This is a genomic window from Vibrio sp. Vb2880, assembly GCF_033337975.1.
Taxonomy (GTDB): Bacteria; Pseudomonadota; Gammaproteobacteria; order Enterobacterales; family Vibrionaceae; genus Vibrio; species Vibrio alginolyticus.
The window spans coordinates 192087-209356 of sequence record NZ_JAWORT010000008.1 but is presented as its reverse complement, the minus strand read 5'-3'; the positions used below and the strand labels follow the sequence as shown (position 1 = coordinate 209356).

Here is a 17270-nt window from a genome sequence, read left to right as displayed (position 1 = left end):
CCATGTCTGATATGAAGCATGACGTAGATGCACTGGAAACTCAAGAATGGCTACAAGCGCTTGAGTCAGTTGTACGTGAAGAAGGTCTAGAGCGTGCTCAATTCCTATTAGAGCAAGTTCTAGATAAAGCACGTCTAGACGGTGTTGATATGCCAACAGGTATCACAACTAACTACATCAACACGATTCCTGCAGACCAAGAACCAGCATACCCAGGTGACACAACACTTGAGCGTCGTATTCGCTCAATTATTCGTTGGAACGCTATCATGATCGTTCTACGTGCATCTAAGAAAGACCTAGAGCTAGGCGGCCACATGGCGTCTTTCCAGTCTTCTGCTGCGTTCTACGAGACATGTTTCAACCACTTCTTCCGTGCGCCAAACGAGAAGGATGGTGGCGACCTAGTTTACTACCAAGGTCACATTTCACCAGGTATCTACTCACGTGCATTCGTTGAAGGTCGTCTAACTGAAGAGCAGCTAGACAACTTCCGTCAAGAAGTAGACGGAAAAGGTATTCCTTCATACCCGCACCCTAAACTGATGCCTGAATTCTGGCAGTTCCCGACAGTATCGATGGGCCTAGGTCCAATCGCTTCTATCTACCAAGCTCGTTTCCTTAAGTACCTAGAAGGCCGTGGTCTTAAAGATACTTCAGAGCAGCGCGTTTACGCGTTCCTAGGTGACGGTGAGATGGATGAGCCAGAATCACGTGGTGCTATCTCTTTCGCTGCGCGTGAGAAACTAGACAACCTATGTTTCCTAATCAACTGTAACCTACAGCGTCTAGATGGCCCTGTAATGGGTAACGGTAAGATCATTCAAGAACTTGAAGGTCTGTTCAAAGGTGCTGGTTGGAACGTAGTGAAGGTAATCTGGGGTAACAACTGGGATTCACTACTAGCTAAAGATACGACTGGTAAGCTTCTACAGCTTATGAATGAAACGATCGACGGCGACTACCAAACATTCAAATCAAAAGATGGCGCGTACGTACGTGAGCACTTCTTTGGTAAGTACCCAGAGACAGCTGCACTTGTTGCTGACATGACTGATGACGAAATCTTCGCACTTAAGCGTGGTGGTCACGAGTCTTCTAAGCTATACGCGGCATACAAAAACGCGGCAGAAACTAAAGGTCGTCCAACAGTAATCCTAGCTAAGACTGTTAAAGGTTACGGCATGGGTGAAGCGGCTGAAGGTAAGAACATCGCGCACCAAGTTAAGAAGATGGACATGACTCACGTACTACACCTACGTGACCGTCTAGGTCTTCAAGACATCCTAACTGACGAAGCAGTGAAAGAACTTCCGTACCTGAAACTTGAAGAAGGTTCAAAAGAGTACGAATACCTACACGCTCGTCGTAAAGCGCTACACGGCTACACGCCACAGCGTCTACCAAAATTCACTCAAGAATTCATCGTTCCTGAGCTAGAAGAATTCAAGCCACTACTAGAAGAACAGAAGCGTGATATCTCTTCTACTATGGCATTCGTACGTGCGCTAAACGTTCTTCTTAAGAACAAGAACATTGGTAAGAACATCGTTCCTATCATTGCTGACGAAGCACGTACATTCGGTATGGAAGGTCTGTTCCGTCAAATCGGTATCTACAACCCGCACGGCCAAACTTACACACCAGAAGACCGTGGCGTTGTTTCTTACTACAAAGAAGCGACTTCAGGTCAGGTTCTACAAGAAGGTATTAACGAGCTAGGTGCTATGTCTTCATGGGTTGCTGCTGCGACTTCATACTCGACAAACGACCTACCAATGATCCCGTTCTACATCTACTACTCAATGTTCGGCTTCCAACGTGTTGGCGACATGGCGTGGATGGCTGGTGACCAACAAGCACGTGGTTTCCTACTAGGTGCAACTGCGGGTCGTACAACGTTGAATGGTGAAGGTCTACAGCACGAAGACGGCCACTCGCACATTTTGGCGGGTACGGTTCCTAACTGTATTTCTTACGACCCAACATTCGCGTACGAAGTAGCAGTAATCATGCAAGACGGTATCCGTCGCATGTACGGTCCAGAACAAGAAAACGTGTTCTACTACCTAACGCTAATGAACGAAAACTACGCAATGCCAGCAATGCCAGAAGGCGCTGAAGAAGGCATCCGTAAAGGTATCTACAAGCTAGAAACTTACACGGGCGACAAAGCGAAAGTTCAGCTAATGAGCTCTGGTACTATCATGAATGAAGTACGTAAAGCAGCTCAAATCCTAAGCGAAGATTACGGTGTTGCTTCTGATGTTTACTCTGTAACGTCATTCAACGAACTAACTCGCGATGGCCAAGATGCAGAGCGTTTCAACATGCTTCACCCAGAAGCGGAAGCGAAAGTACCTTACATCCAAACAGTAATGGGTACTGAACCTGCTATCGCAGCAACTGACTACATGAAGAACTACGCAGAGCAGGTTCGTGCATACATTCCTGCTGAGTCTTTCAAAGTTCTTGGTACTGATGGCTTCGGTCGTTCAGACAGCCGTGAAAACCTACGTCGTCACTTCGAAGTGAACGCAGGTTACGTAGTAGTAGCAGCGCTAACTGAACTAGCGAAACGTGGCGAAGTTGAGAAATCTGTAGTTGCAGAAGCAATTAAGAAATTCGACATCGACACAGAGAAAACAAACCCGCTATACGCTTAATTAAGAAGGTAGATAAGAAATGGCAATCGAAATTAATGTACCAGACATCGGTGCGGATGAGGTTGAAGTTACTGAGATTCTTGTAAGCGTTGGCGACAAGGTTGAAGAAGAGCAGTCTCTGATCACAGTTGAAGGCGATAAAGCTTCTATGGAAGTTCCTGCTTCTCAAGCGGGTATCGTTAAAGAAATCAAAGTTGCAGAAGGCGACAAGGTTTCTACTGGTTCTCTAATCATGATTTTCGAAGCCGAGGGTGCAGCTGACGCTGCACCTGCTCCTGCGGCAGAAGCAGCTCCAACAGCAGCTCCAGCTCCAGCAGCAGCGGCAGAACTAAAAGAAGTTCACGTACCAGACATCGGTGGTGATGAAGTAGAAGTTACTGAAATCATGGTTGCCGTTGGCGACAGCATCGAAGAAGAGCAATCTCTTCTAACTGTTGAAGGCGACAAAGCTTCTATGGAAGTTCCAGCGCCATTCGCAGGTACTCTAAAAGAGATCAAAGTTGCAGCAGGCGATAAAGTATCGACTGGCTCACTTATCATGGTATTCGAAACCGCAGGTTCAGGCGCTCCAGCAGCACCAGCGGCAGCTGAAGCTCCTGCGGCAGCAGCTCCAGCAGCGTCTGCGGCAAAAGAAGTGAACGTACCAGATATCGGCGGCGACGAAGTTGAAGTTACTGAGATCATGGTTGCGGTTGGCGACACAGTGGAAGAAGAGCAATCTCTAATCACTGTTGAAGGTGACAAAGCTTCTATGGAAGTTCCTGCACCATTCGCTGGCACAGTTAAAGAAATCAAGATTGCAGCTGGCGACAAAGTGTCTACTGGCTCACTAATCATGGTATTCGAAGTGGCGGGCGCAGCACCTGCTCCTGCAGCAGCTCCAGCTCAAGCGGCAGCACCTGCAGCTCCAGCTCCTAAAGCAGAAGCTCCAGCGGCAGCAGCTCCAGCAGCGACTGGCGATTTCAAAGAAAACGATGAGTACGCTCACGCGTCTCCAGTTGTTCGTCGTCTAGCGCGTGAATTTGGCGTTAATCTTTCTAAGGTTAAAGGTTCTGGTCGTAAGAGCCGTATCCTAAAAGAAGACGTTCAAGCTTACGTGAAAGATGCACTTAAGCGTCTTGAGTCTGGCGCAGGTGCAGCAGCATCTGGCAAAGGCGACGGCGCGGCTCTTGGTCTACTACCATGGCCAAAAGTGGACTTCAGCAAGTTTGGTGAGACAGAAGTTCAACCGCTATCTCGCATTAAGAAGATCTCTGGCGCAAACCTACACCGTAACTGGGTAATGATCCCGCACGTTACACAGTGGGATAACGCAGACATCACGGCTCTTGAAGCATTCCGTAAAGAGCAAAACGCGATTGAAGCGAAGAAAGACACTGGCATGAAGATCACACCACTTGTGTTCATCATGAAAGCGGTAGCTAAAGCGCTTGAAGCGTTCCCAGCGTTCAACTCTTCTCTATCAGAAGACGGTGAGAGCCTAATTCTGAAGAAATACGTGAATGTTGGTATCGCGGTAGATACACCAAACGGTCTAGTTGTTCCTGTATTTAAAGACGTGAACAAGAAAGGCATCTACGAGCTATCTGAAGAGCTAATGGCGGTTTCTAAGAAAGCACGTGCTGGTAAGCTAACTGCGGCTGACATGCAAGGTGGCTGTTTCACTATCTCTAGCCTAGGCGGTATCGGCGGTACAGCGTTTACTCCAATCGTAAACGCACCAGAAGTTGGTATCCTAGGTGTGTCTAAGTCAGAAATGAAACCGGTATGGAACGGTAAAGAGTTCGAACCGCGTCTACAACTTCCACTGTCTCTATCATACGACCACCGTGTGATCGATGGTGCTGAAGGTGCGCGCTTCATCACTTACCTAAACTCATGTCTATCTGACATTCGTCGTCTAGTTCTGTAATAGAAATTAGATGAATGAGAGGCGGCAACTTAGCCGCCTCTGCTAATCATAATTACCGACAATTTGGTTATCAGCCTTGCTTCGTTCAGGGTTTTCACAATCGAATTGTTGTCTAGCTCACAGGCTAAATTGATTTACTTTTCACACCATTAACATCTCTGTAAACTGTTAGCGGTCTGAAAATAACTGTTTAAAACAAATCTCTCTTAAACATAAAAAATCGATACCCACTCAGCCTGTTAGGGATAATGACTACAAGAGGTCAAAATGAGCAAAGAAATTAAAGCCCAAGTTGTTGTACTTGGTTCTGGTCCTGCTGGTTACTCCGCTGCATTCCGTTGTGCGGACTTAGGTCTTGAAACTGTACTAGTTGAACGTTACAGCACGCTTGGCGGTGTATGTCTGAACGTGGGTTGTATCCCATCTAAAGCACTGCTTCACGTTTCTAAAGTAATTGAAGAAGCGAAAGCGATGGCTGACCACGGCGTTGTGTTCGGTGAGCCTCAAACAGACATCAGCAAAATCCGCATCTGGAAAGAAAAAGTTGTTAACCAACTAACTGGCGGCCTAAGCGGTATGGCTAAGATGCGTAACGTAACAGTAGTTAACGGTTACGGTAAGTTCACTGGCCCTAACTCTATCCTTGTAGAAGGCGAAGGTGAGCCAACAGTTGTTAACTTTGACAACGCAATCGTTGCGGCTGGTTCTCGTCCAATCAAACTGCCATTTATCCCGCATGAAGACCCACGTATTTGGGACTCTACTGACGCTCTAGAACTAAAAGAAGTGCCAGAAAAACTGCTTATCATGGGCGGTGGTATCATCGGTCTAGAAATGGGTACGGTTTACCACTCTCTAGGTTCTAAAGTTGAAGTTGTTGAAATGTTTGACCAGGTAATTCCTGCAGCAGACAAAGATATCGTGAAAGTATTTACTAAGCGTATCAAAGACAAGTTCAAGCTAATGCTAGAAACGAAAGTAACAGCAGTTGAAGCAAAAGAAGACGGTATCTACGTTTCAATGGAAGGCAAGAAAGCGCCAGCTGAAGCTGAGCGTTACGATGCGGTTCTAGTTGCTATCGGTCGTGTACCAAATGGTAAGCTAATCGACGGTGAAAAAGCGGGTCTAGAAATTGACGAGCGCGGCTTCATCAACGTTGATAAGCAAATGCGTACTAACGTTCCTCACATCTTCGCGATCGGTGATATCGTTGGTCAACCAATGCTTGCTCACAAAGGTGTGCATGAAGGTCACGTAGCTGCTGAAGTTATCTCTGGTAAGAAGCACTACTTTGACCCTAAAGTTATCCCTTCAATTGCGTACACTGAGCCAGAAGTGGCTTGGGTTGGTAAGACTGAAAAAGAAGCGAAAGAAGAAGGCATCAAGTACGAAGTAGCAACATTCCCATGGGCAGCATCAGGTCGTGCAATCGCATCTGACTGTGCAGACGGTATGACTAAGCTAATCTTCGACAAAGAAACTCATCGCGTAATCGGTGGTGCTATCGTTGGTACTAACGGTGGTGAACTACTTGGTGAAATCGGCCTTGCAATTGAGATGGGCTGTGATGCAGAAGATATCGCTCTGACTATCCACGCTCACCCAACTCTACACGAGTCTGTAGGTCTAGCTGCTGAAGTATTTGAAGGTTCAATCACTGACCTGCCAAACAAAAAAGCAGTTAAGAAGAAGTAAGCTTTTTCTGACTGAGTGATAGAAGCCGCTGCATTGCAGCGGTTTTTTTATGCTTGTTATATAGAAATATAAATGTGTGCTTAGCTGACAGCAGACAATAAAAAGCCCACCAAACGGTGGGCTGACATATATTACGAGCTAAGCTTTAGTGTTCACGGTTGTAAATGCAAAGCATATCTAAGTATGAATTCACTAGGTGTTTCAGCTCCGCTTCACCTTTAGCGCGGTTCGCTTGGACAAACAGTGAGTAACAAATACCGTGGAACAGGTTTGCCAAGTGTTCTGAATCGTGCTGGTCACACACTTCGCCACGTTCAATTGCTTTAATGAACATGTTTTGTACCAGCAACTGGTTAGTACGGTTAGTTGAAACAAACAATGGCCATACTTCGTCACGTGTTGAAGCACTCCACTCGAACCATACTTTTAGCCAGTGACAATCTTGGCTGACAAGCTCGATCATCGCATTAGTAATATTGGCGATGTTTTCACGTGCATGTAAGTCTAGGTCTATGTTATCCGATAGGAAGTTTGAGAACTGACGTACGACGTGATTGAGAACTTCATCCACCAAGTCTTCGCGTGTAGGGAAGTAGTTAAAAACAGTCGCTACAGAAACTTGAGCAATTTCTGCGATATCTGCGTGACCACCACGACCGATGCCGCGGCGCGCAAATACTTCCAATGCGATTTCCATTAACTGTTGCTTACGCTTAATTGGAGAAAGCCTAGTTCTAGGTCTCTTTGCAATTGAGTCCATATCCATTTTCCTTGCCATTTGAGTTGATATTGGGGGTAACCCCCTAATTGATTATTTTAATAGTTGCTTAAAGCAGTGATGAGTGTAATGGTGCATATGCACAAGGTCAACATCTGTAGAACAATTTATATACAGTAATGTCATTATTATTGATAAATTTAGCTATGAACTTTATAAAACTAAGACCTTCTTCCAAGATTTGTTGGCAACAGGATGCGACTTTCAACCCAATGAACGTGGTGATACACTACACGCCGTAAGATTAGGTGATCGTTTGCGTGCGACTTACCTCAACCCACAAATTTAGATTGAGCACAGTATGAAACATACAATAGAAGTCATGATTTCTGAGCAAGAAGTTCAGGAGCGAGTTCGTGAATTAGGCAAACAAATTACAGAGCGTTATCAAGGTAGTGAAGATCTTGTGTTGGTAGGCTTATTGCGAGGCTCATTTGTATTTATGGCAGACTTGGCACGTGCTATCGAACTGACTCACCAAGTTGATTTTATGACTGCGTCAAGCTACGGCAATACGATGGAAAGCTCACGTGACGTTCGTATCTTGAAAGATTTGGATGATGACATCAAAGGCAAAGACATTTTGCTTGTTGAAGACATCATTGATACAGGTAACACACTAAATAAAATCCGTGAGATCTTATCACTGCGTGAGCCGAAGTCTATCGCGATTTGTACGCTCCTAGATAAACCATCTCGTCGTGAAGTGAATGTTCCTGTGGATTGGATTGGTTTCGAAATCCCAGATGAGTTTGTCGTTGGGGTGGGTATTGATTACGCGCAGAAATACCGCCACTTACCATACATCGGTAAAGTTGTACCTCAAGAATAATTATTGAGTTCAGCATTAAAAATATAAAAAAACGCCCATCTAAGATGGGCGTTTTTCGTTCAACTTTTAGATATGACTTAGCGACAAAGGAGCTTGTTGTCTGTATTTAGAATCGTCGAAAGAGCTTTCTGGTAAGACGCTTCTACGGTTTCCTTAGAGTTAGAACGAATGCCTAAGTACTCTAAGCGACCATCTTCAATTCCGTATACCACACCATGAATTTCAACATCTTGTCCACGCTCCCAAGCGTTTTGCAGGATGGTTGAGTTACCCAAGTTGTACACTTGCTCTGCAACATTAAGCTCGCCTAGTTTATCCGCTCGATCTTGTTGCGGCATTTGATCTAGGTAAGTGCGGTGTTTGAAATAGATATCTCTGATATGTAACAGCCAATTATTAATAAGACCTAGCTTAGGGTTATCAATAGCTGCGTTTACGCCACCACATCCATAGTGTCCACATACAATGATGTGTTTAACCTTAAGCACGTCTACGGCGTACTGGACGACAGATAGACAGTTGAGATCAGTATGGATAACTTGGTTTGCAACATTCCGATGAACAAAGAGTTCACCTGAGTATAGTCCGGTTAGTCGCTCGGCAGGGACGCGGCTATCAGAGCAGCCAATCCAAAGAAAATCAGGCTTTTGACCCTCTGCGAGTTTTGCGAAGTATTCAGGTCGATCAGATTTGATCTCTTGAGACCATTTCGAATTGTTTTCAAATAACTGTTTTATTTCCGGCATTTTGCAAACTACTTCCCTTAAAAGACAAAATCGCTGCCGCTGTTTGTGTGCACATGCAAGCGATCAGTGTTGTAACTATACACAATGTTACAATTTCGATCTCGTTAAATATTCGTCAGATAGGACTCATCTGACTAGTTTTCATTAAGAAAAAAGTAAAATCTGGTGAAACTATTTGTGGTGTGAATTTAGCCTTAATCTATTTATGGTTTAAATTTTCGCCTAGCTCGTTAAAGTAGTGATATTTTACTTTTTAAAATTGAATGCAGGGAAAATCAGCAGTGTTCGGTAGTCGTTTTGAAGATATCAATTTCAAAGGGGATGTGTTTGGCGGGGTAACCACGGCGATTATCTCTCTCCCTCTGGCGTTAGCGTTTGGTGTTGCATCCGGAGCCGGGGCTGAGGCCGGCCTTTGGGGGGCAATAATGGTCGGTTTGTTTGCCTCGTTATTTGGTGGTTCTAATACGTTAATATCAGAACCGACAGGGCCAATGACGGTAATCATGACCGCAGTATTAACCAGTATGATGGCGAAATACCCAGAAACGGGCATGGCTATGACTTTCACGGTTGTCATGATGGCTGGCGCGTTCCAAATCCTATTGGGGACGTTAAAACTGGGTAAATACGTTACCTTGATGCCTTACAGCGTTATTTCTGGGTTTATGTCTGGCATAGGTGTGATTCTTATCATTCTGCAGTTATCGCCTTTGATGGGGCATGCTGCGCCTTCAGGGGGAGTACTCGGAACGTTATCTGCTTTGCCGGAGACCATTTCTAACCTTAAGTTCAGTGAGTTGTTTTTGGGACTACTGACTTTGGGGATTCTTTTTTTCTTCCCTAAGCAATATCGTAAATACGTTCCTGCACAGCTCGTGGCATTGGTCGCGGTGACTTTATTGTCTGTGATTCTCTTTGATACAGAAGATATTCGTCGTATCGGTGAAATTCCTGCTGGGTTACCTTCTCTCGTCGCACCATACATTGACACAGATATGTTTGTCGAGATGGTCATTGATGCATTAGTGCTAGGCACATTAGGTTGTATTGATACTTTGTTAACGGCAGTTATCGGTGACTCATTAACTCGTAAAGAACACGACTCAGATAAAGAGCTGCGAGGTCAAGGGTTAGCTAACATGATCTCAGGCTTGTTTGGTGCGCTGCCGGGGGCGGGGGCTACCATGGGGACGGTAACGAATATCCAAGTTGGGGCTCGTTCGCCATTATCTGGTGTGATTCGTGCACTAATGTTGGCGTTGGTTGTACTGGTTGCTGGCGGGTTAACAGAGCCAATCCCGATGGCTGTGTTAGCAGGCATTGCGGTGTATGTTGGCTTTAACATCCTAGACTGGAGCTTTATTCAGAGGGCACATAAGGTAAGTTTTTCCGGAATGGCGGTGATGTATGGCGTTATGTTGCTTACAGTATTCGTTGATCTTATCGTTGCGGTGGGTTTAGGCGTCTTTATCTCGAACATTATCATCATCGAGCGTTTGAGCCGAGAGCAGGCGCGACAAGTAAAAGCGATCAGCGACGCGGATGAAGATGATGTGCCGCTGACTGACAGCGAGCGTGGTTTGTTGGATCGTGCTAATGGTAAAGTGCTGTTCTTTTATCTTTCCGGTCCGATGATCTTTAGTGTTTCTAAAGCCATTTCACGTCAGCACTCTAGTATTTCGGACTATGACGTGATGATTCTCGATCTTACGGATGTACCAATGATTGATGTAACCGTCGGTTTGGCGTTAGAGAATGCGATTAAGGATGCTCTCGATGCCAATTGTGCCGTGTATTTATTATGCCCGAATGAGCGAACACGAGAACAGCTAGAGAAATTCCATGTGATTGACCTTGTGCCTGATGAAAATATGTACCAATTCCGTTACGAAGCATTGAATGCGGCGGTGGCACATGTTGAGGCAGACCAGTATCAGCGCATAACGGCGTAATCATTCTGACAGTTAAAAACGCAACAGTGTCCTGTTGCGTTTTTTTATGCTCTATTTTGTCTTACTCAGAGATAACCTTTACGAGGCAAGGGTTATATTTCCAATATTATCGAAAGGTTTATTTGTAATCATCGTTATTCAACGATAAACTGATGGACCTCCAATACGATACCCAAGGCGATTTTGTAGTAAACCGCTGCTAAATATAAGTCGGTATTAGTAATCACAAACAAACGGCAATCAAGACCTTATGTACGCATTAGAAATTGAACAACTGCGCAAGACGTATGCAGGTGGCTTTGAGGCGTTAAAAGGTATAAGTCTCCAAGTGAAAAAGGGTGACTTCTACGCGCTTCTGGGTCCCAATGGTGCAGGAAAATCGACCACGATTGGCATCATTTCCTCCTTAGTGAATAAAACCTCCGGAACGACGAAAGTTTTCGGTTATGACATTGATACCGACCTCGAATTGGCCAAGCAGAATTTAGGCTTGGTGCCACAGGAGTTCAACTTCAACCAGTTTGAAACCGTTGAGCAAATTGTGATGCAGCAAGCTGGCTATTACGGTGTGTCTAAAGTATTAGCCAAAGAAAGAGCAGAAAAATACCTGAAAAAATTGGATTTATGGGAAAAACGCCAAGAGCGTGCTCGTAACCTATCCGGTGGGATGAAGCGTCGTTTAATGATCGCAAGAGCTTTGATGCACGAGCCGCAATTACTCATTTTAGATGAACCAACGGCTGGAGTGGATATTGAACTACGCCGCTCAATGTGGGGGTTTCTGAAAGAGATCAACCAAGAGCAAGGAATTACGATTATTTTAACGACACACTACCTAGAAGAAGCGGAGATGCTGTGTCGAAATATCGGCATTATTAATCGTGGTGAGCTGATTGAAAATACCACCATGAAGGCGTTACTAGGTAAGCTAAGCGTCGAGACATTTATCTTGGATATTGAGTCAGAAGTCGAGGTGCCTGAGCTTGAAGGTGTTAATCGACAAAGTATTGTTGATGGCTCTTTAGAGATAGAACTAGATAAAAGCCAAGGATTGAATTCGGTATTCAGTCAGTTAACCGAGCATGGCATTAAAGTTCTCTCAATGCGTAACAAAGCCAACCGACTTGAAGAGTTGTTTGTCAGCATTGTAAGAGAGGGGAGTAATTAAATGTACGGTTTATATTGGACGGCATTTCGCAGCTTGCTGAGCAAAGAAGTCACTCGTTTTACACGTATTTGGGTGCAAACCTTAGTGCCGCCAGCCATTACGATGACGTTGTACTTCATCATTTTCGGCAATCTTATTGGCTCTCGAATTGGTGAGATGAGCGGCTTTAGTTACATGGAGTACATTGTTCCAGGTTTGATAATGATGTCGGTGATCACTAACTCATACTCGAACGTGGCGTCGTCATTCTTTAGTGCAAAGCTACAGAAGAACATTGAAGAACTGCTGGTGGCACCGGTACCAAACTATGTGATTATTGCTGGCTACGTGATGGGCGGCGTGACTCGAGGTTTGTTGGTCGGTGCAATTGTTACTTGTGTGTCACTTTTGTTCGTTGATTTGCAAGTGGAGCACTGGGGCATTATTGTCGCGACTGTCTTCATGACGTCGGTGGTATTTGCTCTCGGTGGCTTGATCAATGCGGTTTACGCAAAAACGTTTGACGATATTTCGATCATCCCTACGTTTGTATTGACTCCTCTAACTTACTTGGGAGGTGTCTTTTATTCGATTAGTCTTCTGCCTGAATTTTGGCAAGGCGTTTCTAAGATCAACCCAATCGTCTACATGGTGAATGCGTTCCGCTACGGCTTTTTAGGTGTCTCGGATGTGGGCATTGTCACTTCATTTAGTGTACTTGCAGTGTTTGTTGTTGCACTGTATGCCATTGCGCATTACCTAGTAACCAAAGGGATTGGCCTAAGAAGCTAAGCCATTCTCATAAAGCAAAGAGCAGCGACTCATGCTGCTCTTTCGCGTGCATAACAATACATACCCATACAATTTTTCGGTTTTTATCATGGTAGGTTTCAATCATTTGTAATAAATGAGTGATCCTATGAATATTGTCCCGCCGCCGCCTTTCTCCTATCAATTACTTAAGCCCAAATATTGGTCTGTATGGCTGGCATTTGGATCTTTAGCGATTCTTGTTAATGTACTGCCATACGTAGTATTACGAATCTTAGGTAGAAGCATCGGCTGTATTGCGATGCATGTAATGAAGCGCCGACACAAGATCGCTCTGCGTAATCTCCAGCTGTGTTTCCCTGATTTTACGGATTGGCAATGTAAGGACGTAGTACGAAAAAACTTTCAATATACTGGAATGGCGATCATCGAAACCGGTATCGCCTGGTTTTGGCCAGATTGGCGGATACGTCGGATAACCTCTATTGTTGGAAAAGATCGTTTACTCGCTGAGGAAAAGAATGGACGTGGTGTGTTGGTGGTGTGCAGTCACCATTTAAACTTGGAGATAACCGCTCGTATTTTTAGCCGGTTTGCCCAAGGTTATGGCGTTTATCGCCCAAATTCGAATCCTGCTTATGAGTTTATTCAACATCGAGGTCGAACTCGTTTTGGACATCAAATGATTGATCGAAAAGACGTGAAATCAATGATCAAAGTTCTGAAGAGTGGTCATCGACTTTGGTATTTGCCCGACCATGATTATGGCGTTAACCATTCTGTTTTTGCGCCGTTTTTTGCTGTTGAACAAGCGGCGAGTACCGTCGGGTCTAGTGTTCTCATTGATGCAACAAAGTGCGCGGTTATATCTGGCGTTACAGTGAGTAAAAATCACCATTACACGCTGTACATTGGAAAAGACATTAGCGAGTGTTTCGAGAGACGTAATGCGGTTAAAGCGGCAAGCATCTTGAACCAAGAGCTTGAGAAAATGATAAAACGTGATATTCCAGCGTGGATGTGGCTGCACAAGCGGTTTAAAACTCGCCCTGAAGGGTTAGATTGCGTCTATACGTAGAGTATAAAAAAGGTCGACTTAAGAGTCGACCTTTTTACTTTTATGACTCAGAGCTTACTCTGCGCTCTCTGAGTTTGTATTGTTAGATTCAGCTTCTTCCTTCGCTTCGACAACCATATCTACCGTTTGGTTATCGATAAGACGAGCCTTGCCTAGGAACGCAGACATCAGAATGACAGCTTGTGTCGTTTCTGGTGTGATCACTTGTAATGTACGAGCATCACGAATGAAGATCTCATCAGGGTGCAGACCTGCAGCTCGAAGTTGGTCGCTTGCATCTTCGATGATCGATGCGTAGTCATCGCGGCCACCGCGAATGGCACTACTGATCCAACGCATTGTACGAGCAAGTACAGGAGCACGTTGACGCTCGTCCAGCGTAAGCAAGCCATTGCGTGAACTCATTGCTAAACCGTCCATTTCACGTACGGTTGGTACACCGATGATTTCAATGTCCATTGCTAGGTCATCAACCATCTTGCGGATAACCGCAAGTTGTTGGAAGTCCTTCTCGCCGAAGCACGCGACATCCGGTTGTACGATGTTAAACAGCTTATTCACAATCGTCGTCACGCCACGGAAATGACCTGGTCGAGACGCGCCTTCGAGAATTGTTGATAGGCCAGGGACATCGACGAAGGTTTGCTTATCCAGACCTTCTGGGTAGATAACTTCTGGTGTTGGCGTAAATACCACATCGACCCCTTCAGAGGTTAACTTGCTTAAGTCTTCCTCTAGCGTGCGTGGGTAATTATTTAAATCGTCTGCACGATCAAACTGCATCGGATTAACAAAGATGCTTACGACAACGATATCAGCGTATTCGCGTGCTTTACGCACTAAAGTTAAGTGGCCTTCGTGAAGGTTGCCCATGGTAGGGACAAACGCCACTTTACGACCTTCACGTTTAAAGGTTTTAAGGTGTTCACGAACTGCTGAGATTTCCGCAAAAGTTTGCATGCATTTATCCTCTAGGCAATGGTATGAGCGTCGTCTGGGAATACACCGTTGGCTACATCTTCAATGTATTTAGTAACGGCTTTGCGCATATCACCTGTTTCAGCAAGAAAGTTTTTGGAGAATTTCGGCATGTAGTTGGCAGAAATACCAAACATATCATGCATTACGAGAATTTGACCATCTGTTACGTTACCTGCACCAATACCGATAACAGGAACGTCAAGCACTTGCGTAATACGTTCAGCAAGCTCAGCTGGTACGCATTCTAGTAAGACGATTTGAGCGCCTGCTTCTTGCAGCGCTAATGCGTCTTTTACCATGCGGTCTGCTTTTTCTTGATCGCGACCTTGGATTTTGTAACCACCAAAAATATTAACAGCTTGAGGAGTTAAACCAAGATGAGCACAAACTGGAACTGATCGTTCAGTGAGCATTTTCACCGTGTCGACAAGCCAGTCACCACCTTCAATTTTTACCATATTGGCACCAGCACGCATCAGTTTAGCCGCATTTTCGCAAGCTTGCTCTGGCGTGGTGTAGCTCATGAATGGCATGTCTGCCATCAACAAACAATTTGGGCTACCAGCGCGTACGCAACGAGTATGGTAAGCGATATCATCGACCGTTACTGGCAGAGTATCGTTGTGACCTTGCAAAACCATACCTAGAGAATCACCGACAAGAAGTACTGGCATTTCTTGGCTTTCAAACAGTTGGGCAAAGCTCGCATCATAAGCGGTTGAAGTAGCAAATTTACGACCTTCTTGCTTCCACTTGATTAGGTCGTTGATGGTCATTTTTTTCATGGTTTTATCCTTACTAGGAGTTGGCTATGACTGCCAGATACTGAGGCCGTTTCTATCTACTTGTTCCAGTAGTTTAGAGACCTCGGTCCCATCAGGGAGTTGTAAACTTGGTGCAATTTCCGCAAGAGGGTAGAGTACGAATTCACGCTCTTTCATTCCATAATGAGGAACGATCAGCCTCTCGGAATTAATCACCTCATTGCCATAAAGCACAATGTCGAGGTCCAAGGTTCTTGGTCCCCAGCGTTCGTCTTTACGGACACGCCCTTGTTCTTGCTCTATAGCTTGTGTGCAATTGAGCAATTCAATAGGCGTCAAACTGGTGTTAATAGACACAACCGCATTGATGTAATCCGGTTGGTTTTGTGGCCCCATTGGCGTGCTGCTGTATAGCGAAGAAGCTTGAACAAACTCTGATTTAGGCAGCGTTTTTAATGCTTCAATCGCTTGCTTCGCTTGGCTGACAGGATCAGCCAAGTTACTGCCTACCGCAATGTACGCTGTAATCATGATTTGGGCTTACTCTTTTTCTTGCGATAAGTTTTACGGCGGCGTTGGCCTGTTTTCGGTGATTGACCGTCTAAGTCGGCAGCCATTGCTTGACGCATTTCTCGGCCTGCATTTTGAAAAGTTTCCCACCACTTGGCAAGCTTCTGAGTGTCACCACCTTCAATTTCACCGCGCATTTCAAGAAAATCAAAGCCAGCTCTAAATTTATTGAGCTCCATAAGACGGAATGCACGTTTACCGTTACGTCGTGGAAGACGAAGCTGTAACTGCCAAATCTCGCGAATGGTTGCGGTGTGGCGTCTTGGAATGGCAATTGTGCGAACTTGCTCGTCAAGAATGATGTTGCTCGCTTCCATAATGGCGTCGTAATGGCCTAAGTTGCGCTCTTCCATCAGTTCATCGGCTTTCGCACACAGTGGGTACCACAGCATTGCAGCAAACATAAATGCTGGATTGATGCGTTTCCCATCTTCGATGCGCATGTCGGTAGAATCTAGGACAAGATCCAACATCTGCTCAGTGTGAGAGGAGTAATCTTCTGTAAAGTGCGCTGCAATCGTCGGGAATAGTTGCTGGAATAGGTTGTACTCACGCAGTAGGTGGTAGGTTTCTAAGCCATGACCGGATTGCAATAATTTGAGTGACTCTTCAAAAAGACGCGCTGACGGAATGTCACCGAGCAACGGTGCCATGTGTTCGATTGGCGCTGCGGTGTCTTCTTCAATATCAAAGTCTAGTTTTACCGCGAAACGAACCGCACGCAGCATGCGCACAGGGTCTTCACGGTAGCGTGTTTCTGGATCACCAATCAGTCGAATTAGGCGATCTTCTAAATCTTCAATACCACGTGCGTAGTCGTGAATCGAGTAATCTGCGATGTTGTAGTACATCGAGTTAATCGTGAAATCACGGCGCTCAGCATCTTCATCGATGGTGCCGTAGACGTTATCACGCAGCAGCATACCCTCTTTTGATTGCTGAGAAATGCTCTTATTCTTTTGCTCTTGGTGGTGACCACGGAATGTCGCAACCTCAATGATGTCTCGGCCAAACATAATATGAGCCAAGCGGAAGCGGCGACCAATCAAACGGCAGTTACGAAATAGCTGTTTGATCTGTTCCGGCGTTGCGTTGGTCGCAATGTCAAAATCTTTTGGTTTTTGTCCAAGCAGTAAGTCTCGAACCCCGCCACCCACAAGAAAAGCATCGAAACCAGCACCATTTAGGCGGTACAGTACCTTCAGCGCATTATCACTGATCTGCTTACGCGAAATGTTGTGCTCTTCACGAGTTATTACATTGAGAGCGAGCTCTGGAATTGTGGCAGGTTCGCTTGGTGTATAGTCGTTTGTATTCATGTGCATCTGGCAATAACTGGGTTTAATCCAATCTTGCTTTGGTTAGTTTTATACGCCTC

At 45.2% G+C, this 17270-nt stretch carries 14 protein-coding genes; 8 read left to right on the top strand and 6 right to left on the bottom strand.

All coding sequences use genetic code 11. The features are described 5' to 3' along the window. Positions 1-2 precede the first annotated feature (2 nt). The 3 genes from aceE (at position 3) to lpdA (ending at position 6273) form a co-directional block, all read left to right on the top strand. A complete protein-coding gene (gene aceE / locus R7M92_RS11660) occupies positions 3-2666 on the top strand; it encodes a pyruvate dehydrogenase (acetyl-transferring), homodimeric type (RefSeq protein WP_005386612.1) in 2664 nt (887 codons plus the stop codon). A gap of 19 nt (positions 2667-2685) precedes the next feature. After that, a complete protein-coding gene (aceF, locus tag R7M92_RS11655) occupies positions 2686-4578 on the top strand; it encodes a pyruvate dehydrogenase complex dihydrolipoyllysine-residue acetyltransferase (protein WP_213871671.1) in 1893 nt (630 codons plus the stop codon). 267 nt (positions 4579-4845) lie between these two features. After that, positions 4846-6273, top strand: a complete 1428-nt coding sequence (lpdA, locus tag R7M92_RS11650) for a dihydrolipoyl dehydrogenase (RefSeq protein ID WP_005379993.1) — start codon at positions 4846-4848, stop codon at positions 6271-6273. A 145-nt stretch (positions 6274-6418) separates the two neighbouring features. On the opposite strand, the gene opaR is transcribed toward lpdA, so the two are convergent. Then, positions 6419-7033, bottom strand: a complete 615-nt coding sequence (gene opaR / locus R7M92_RS11645) for a transcriptional regulator OpaR (RefSeq protein ID WP_005379994.1) — start codon at positions 7031-7033, stop codon at positions 6419-6421. Positions 7034-7352: 319 nt separating this feature from the next. On the opposite strand from opaR, the gene hpt reads away from it, so the two are divergent. Then, the gene (hpt, locus tag R7M92_RS11640) at positions 7353-7883 is read left to right on the top strand and encodes a hypoxanthine phosphoribosyltransferase (RefSeq protein WP_005379995.1); all 531 of its coding nucleotides are present in this window, start codon (positions 7353-7355) and stop codon (positions 7881-7883) included. A 77-nt stretch (positions 7884-7960) separates the two neighbouring features. Here hpt and can read toward each other — a convergent pair whose 3' ends face one another. Then, positions 7961-8629, bottom strand: a complete 669-nt coding sequence (can, locus tag R7M92_RS11635) for a carbonate dehydratase (RefSeq protein ID WP_005379996.1) — start codon at positions 8627-8629, stop codon at positions 7961-7963. 281 nt (positions 8630-8910) lie between these two features. Here can and R7M92_RS11630 point away from each other — a divergent pair, with 281 nt between their 5' ends. The 4 genes from R7M92_RS11630 (at position 8911) to R7M92_RS11615 (ending at position 13577) form a co-directional block, all read left to right on the top strand. Then, positions 8911-10581, top strand: coding sequence for a SulP family inorganic anion transporter (locus R7M92_RS11630; protein WP_005379997.1), 1671 nt, complete (start codon positions 8911-8913; stop codon positions 10579-10581). Positions 10582-10831: 250 nt separating this feature from the next. Further along, positions 10832-11749, top strand: coding sequence for an ABC transporter ATP-binding protein (locus R7M92_RS11625; RefSeq protein ID WP_005380000.1), 918 nt, complete (start codon positions 10832-10834; stop codon positions 11747-11749). Beyond that, complete coding sequence (locus R7M92_RS11620; protein ID WP_005386598.1) at positions 11750-12520, top strand: ABC transporter permease; 771 nt, start codon at positions 11750-11752, stop codon at positions 12518-12520. Positions 12521-12647: 127 nt separating this feature from the next. After that, positions 12648-13577 (top strand): Kdo(2)-lipid IV(A) acyltransferase, encoded by a 930-nt coding sequence (locus R7M92_RS11615; RefSeq protein WP_213871669.1) that lies wholly within the window; start codon positions 12648-12650, stop codon positions 13575-13577. A gap of 54 nt (positions 13578-13631) precedes the next feature. On the opposite strand, the gene panC is transcribed toward R7M92_RS11615, so the two are convergent. The 4 genes from panC to pcnB are packed head-to-tail and all read right to left on the bottom strand — an operon-like array spanning position 13632 to position 17217. Next, complete coding sequence (gene panC, locus R7M92_RS11610) at positions 13632-14537, bottom strand: pantoate--beta-alanine ligase (RefSeq protein WP_005380005.1); 906 nt, start codon at positions 14535-14537, stop codon at positions 13632-13634. Between the two features lie 11 nt (positions 14538-14548). Next, the gene (gene panB / locus R7M92_RS11605) at positions 14549-15343 is read right to left on the bottom strand and encodes a 3-methyl-2-oxobutanoate hydroxymethyltransferase (protein WP_005386592.1); all 795 of its coding nucleotides are present in this window, start codon (positions 15341-15343) and stop codon (positions 14549-14551) included. A gap of 24 nt (positions 15344-15367) precedes the next feature. After that, positions 15368-15853: a 2-amino-4-hydroxy-6-hydroxymethyldihydropteridine diphosphokinase gene (gene folK / locus R7M92_RS11600; protein WP_005380007.1), complete on the bottom strand. Its 486-nt coding sequence runs from the start codon at positions 15851-15853 to the stop codon at positions 15368-15370. Continuing rightward, the gene (gene pcnB / locus R7M92_RS11595) at positions 15850-17217 is read right to left on the bottom strand and encodes a polynucleotide adenylyltransferase PcnB (protein WP_005386589.1); all 1368 of its coding nucleotides are present in this window, start codon (positions 17215-17217) and stop codon (positions 15850-15852) included. Before pcnB ends, folK begins: the two co-directional genes overlap by 4 nt. Between the last annotated feature and the right edge of the window lie 53 nt (positions 17218-17270).

Coding starts and splice junctions, on each gene's coding strand:
- panC (WP_005380005.1), bottom strand. CDS start 14,537: ATGCAAACTTTTGCGGAAATCTCAGCAGTTCGTGAACACCTTAAAACC.
- aceE (WP_005386612.1), top strand. CDS start 3: ATGTCTGATATGAAGCATGACGTAGATGCACTGGAAACTCAAGAATGG.
- can (WP_005379996.1), bottom strand. CDS start 8,629: ATGCCGGAAATAAAACAGTTATTTGAAAACAATTCGAAATGGTCTCAA.
- R7M92_RS11620 (WP_005386598.1), top strand. CDS start 11,750: ATGTACGGTTTATATTGGACGGCATTTCGCAGCTTGCTGAGCAAAGAA.
- opaR (WP_005379994.1), bottom strand. CDS start 7,033: ATGGACTCAATTGCAAAGAGACCTAGAACTAGGCTTTCTCCAATTAAG.
- aceF (WP_213871671.1), top strand. CDS start 2,686: ATGGCAATCGAAATTAATGTACCAGACATCGGTGCGGATGAGGTTGAA.
- R7M92_RS11625 (WP_005380000.1), top strand. CDS start 10,832: ATGTACGCATTAGAAATTGAACAACTGCGCAAGACGTATGCAGGTGGC.
- lpdA (WP_005379993.1), top strand. CDS start 4,846: ATGAGCAAAGAAATTAAAGCCCAAGTTGTTGTACTTGGTTCTGGTCCT.
- R7M92_RS11615 (WP_213871669.1), top strand. CDS start 12,648: ATGAATATTGTCCCGCCGCCGCCTTTCTCCTATCAATTACTTAAGCCC.
- folK (WP_005380007.1), bottom strand. CDS start 15,853: ATGATTACAGCGTACATTGCGGTAGGCAGTAACTTGGCTGATCCTGTC.
- panB (WP_005386592.1), bottom strand. CDS start 15,343: ATGAAAAAAATGACCATCAACGACCTAATCAAGTGGAAGCAAGAAGGT.
- hpt (WP_005379995.1), top strand. CDS start 7,353: ATGAAACATACAATAGAAGTCATGATTTCTGAGCAAGAAGTTCAGGAG.
- pcnB (WP_005386589.1), bottom strand. CDS start 17,217: ATGCACATGAATACAAACGACTATACACCAAGCGAACCTGCCACAATT.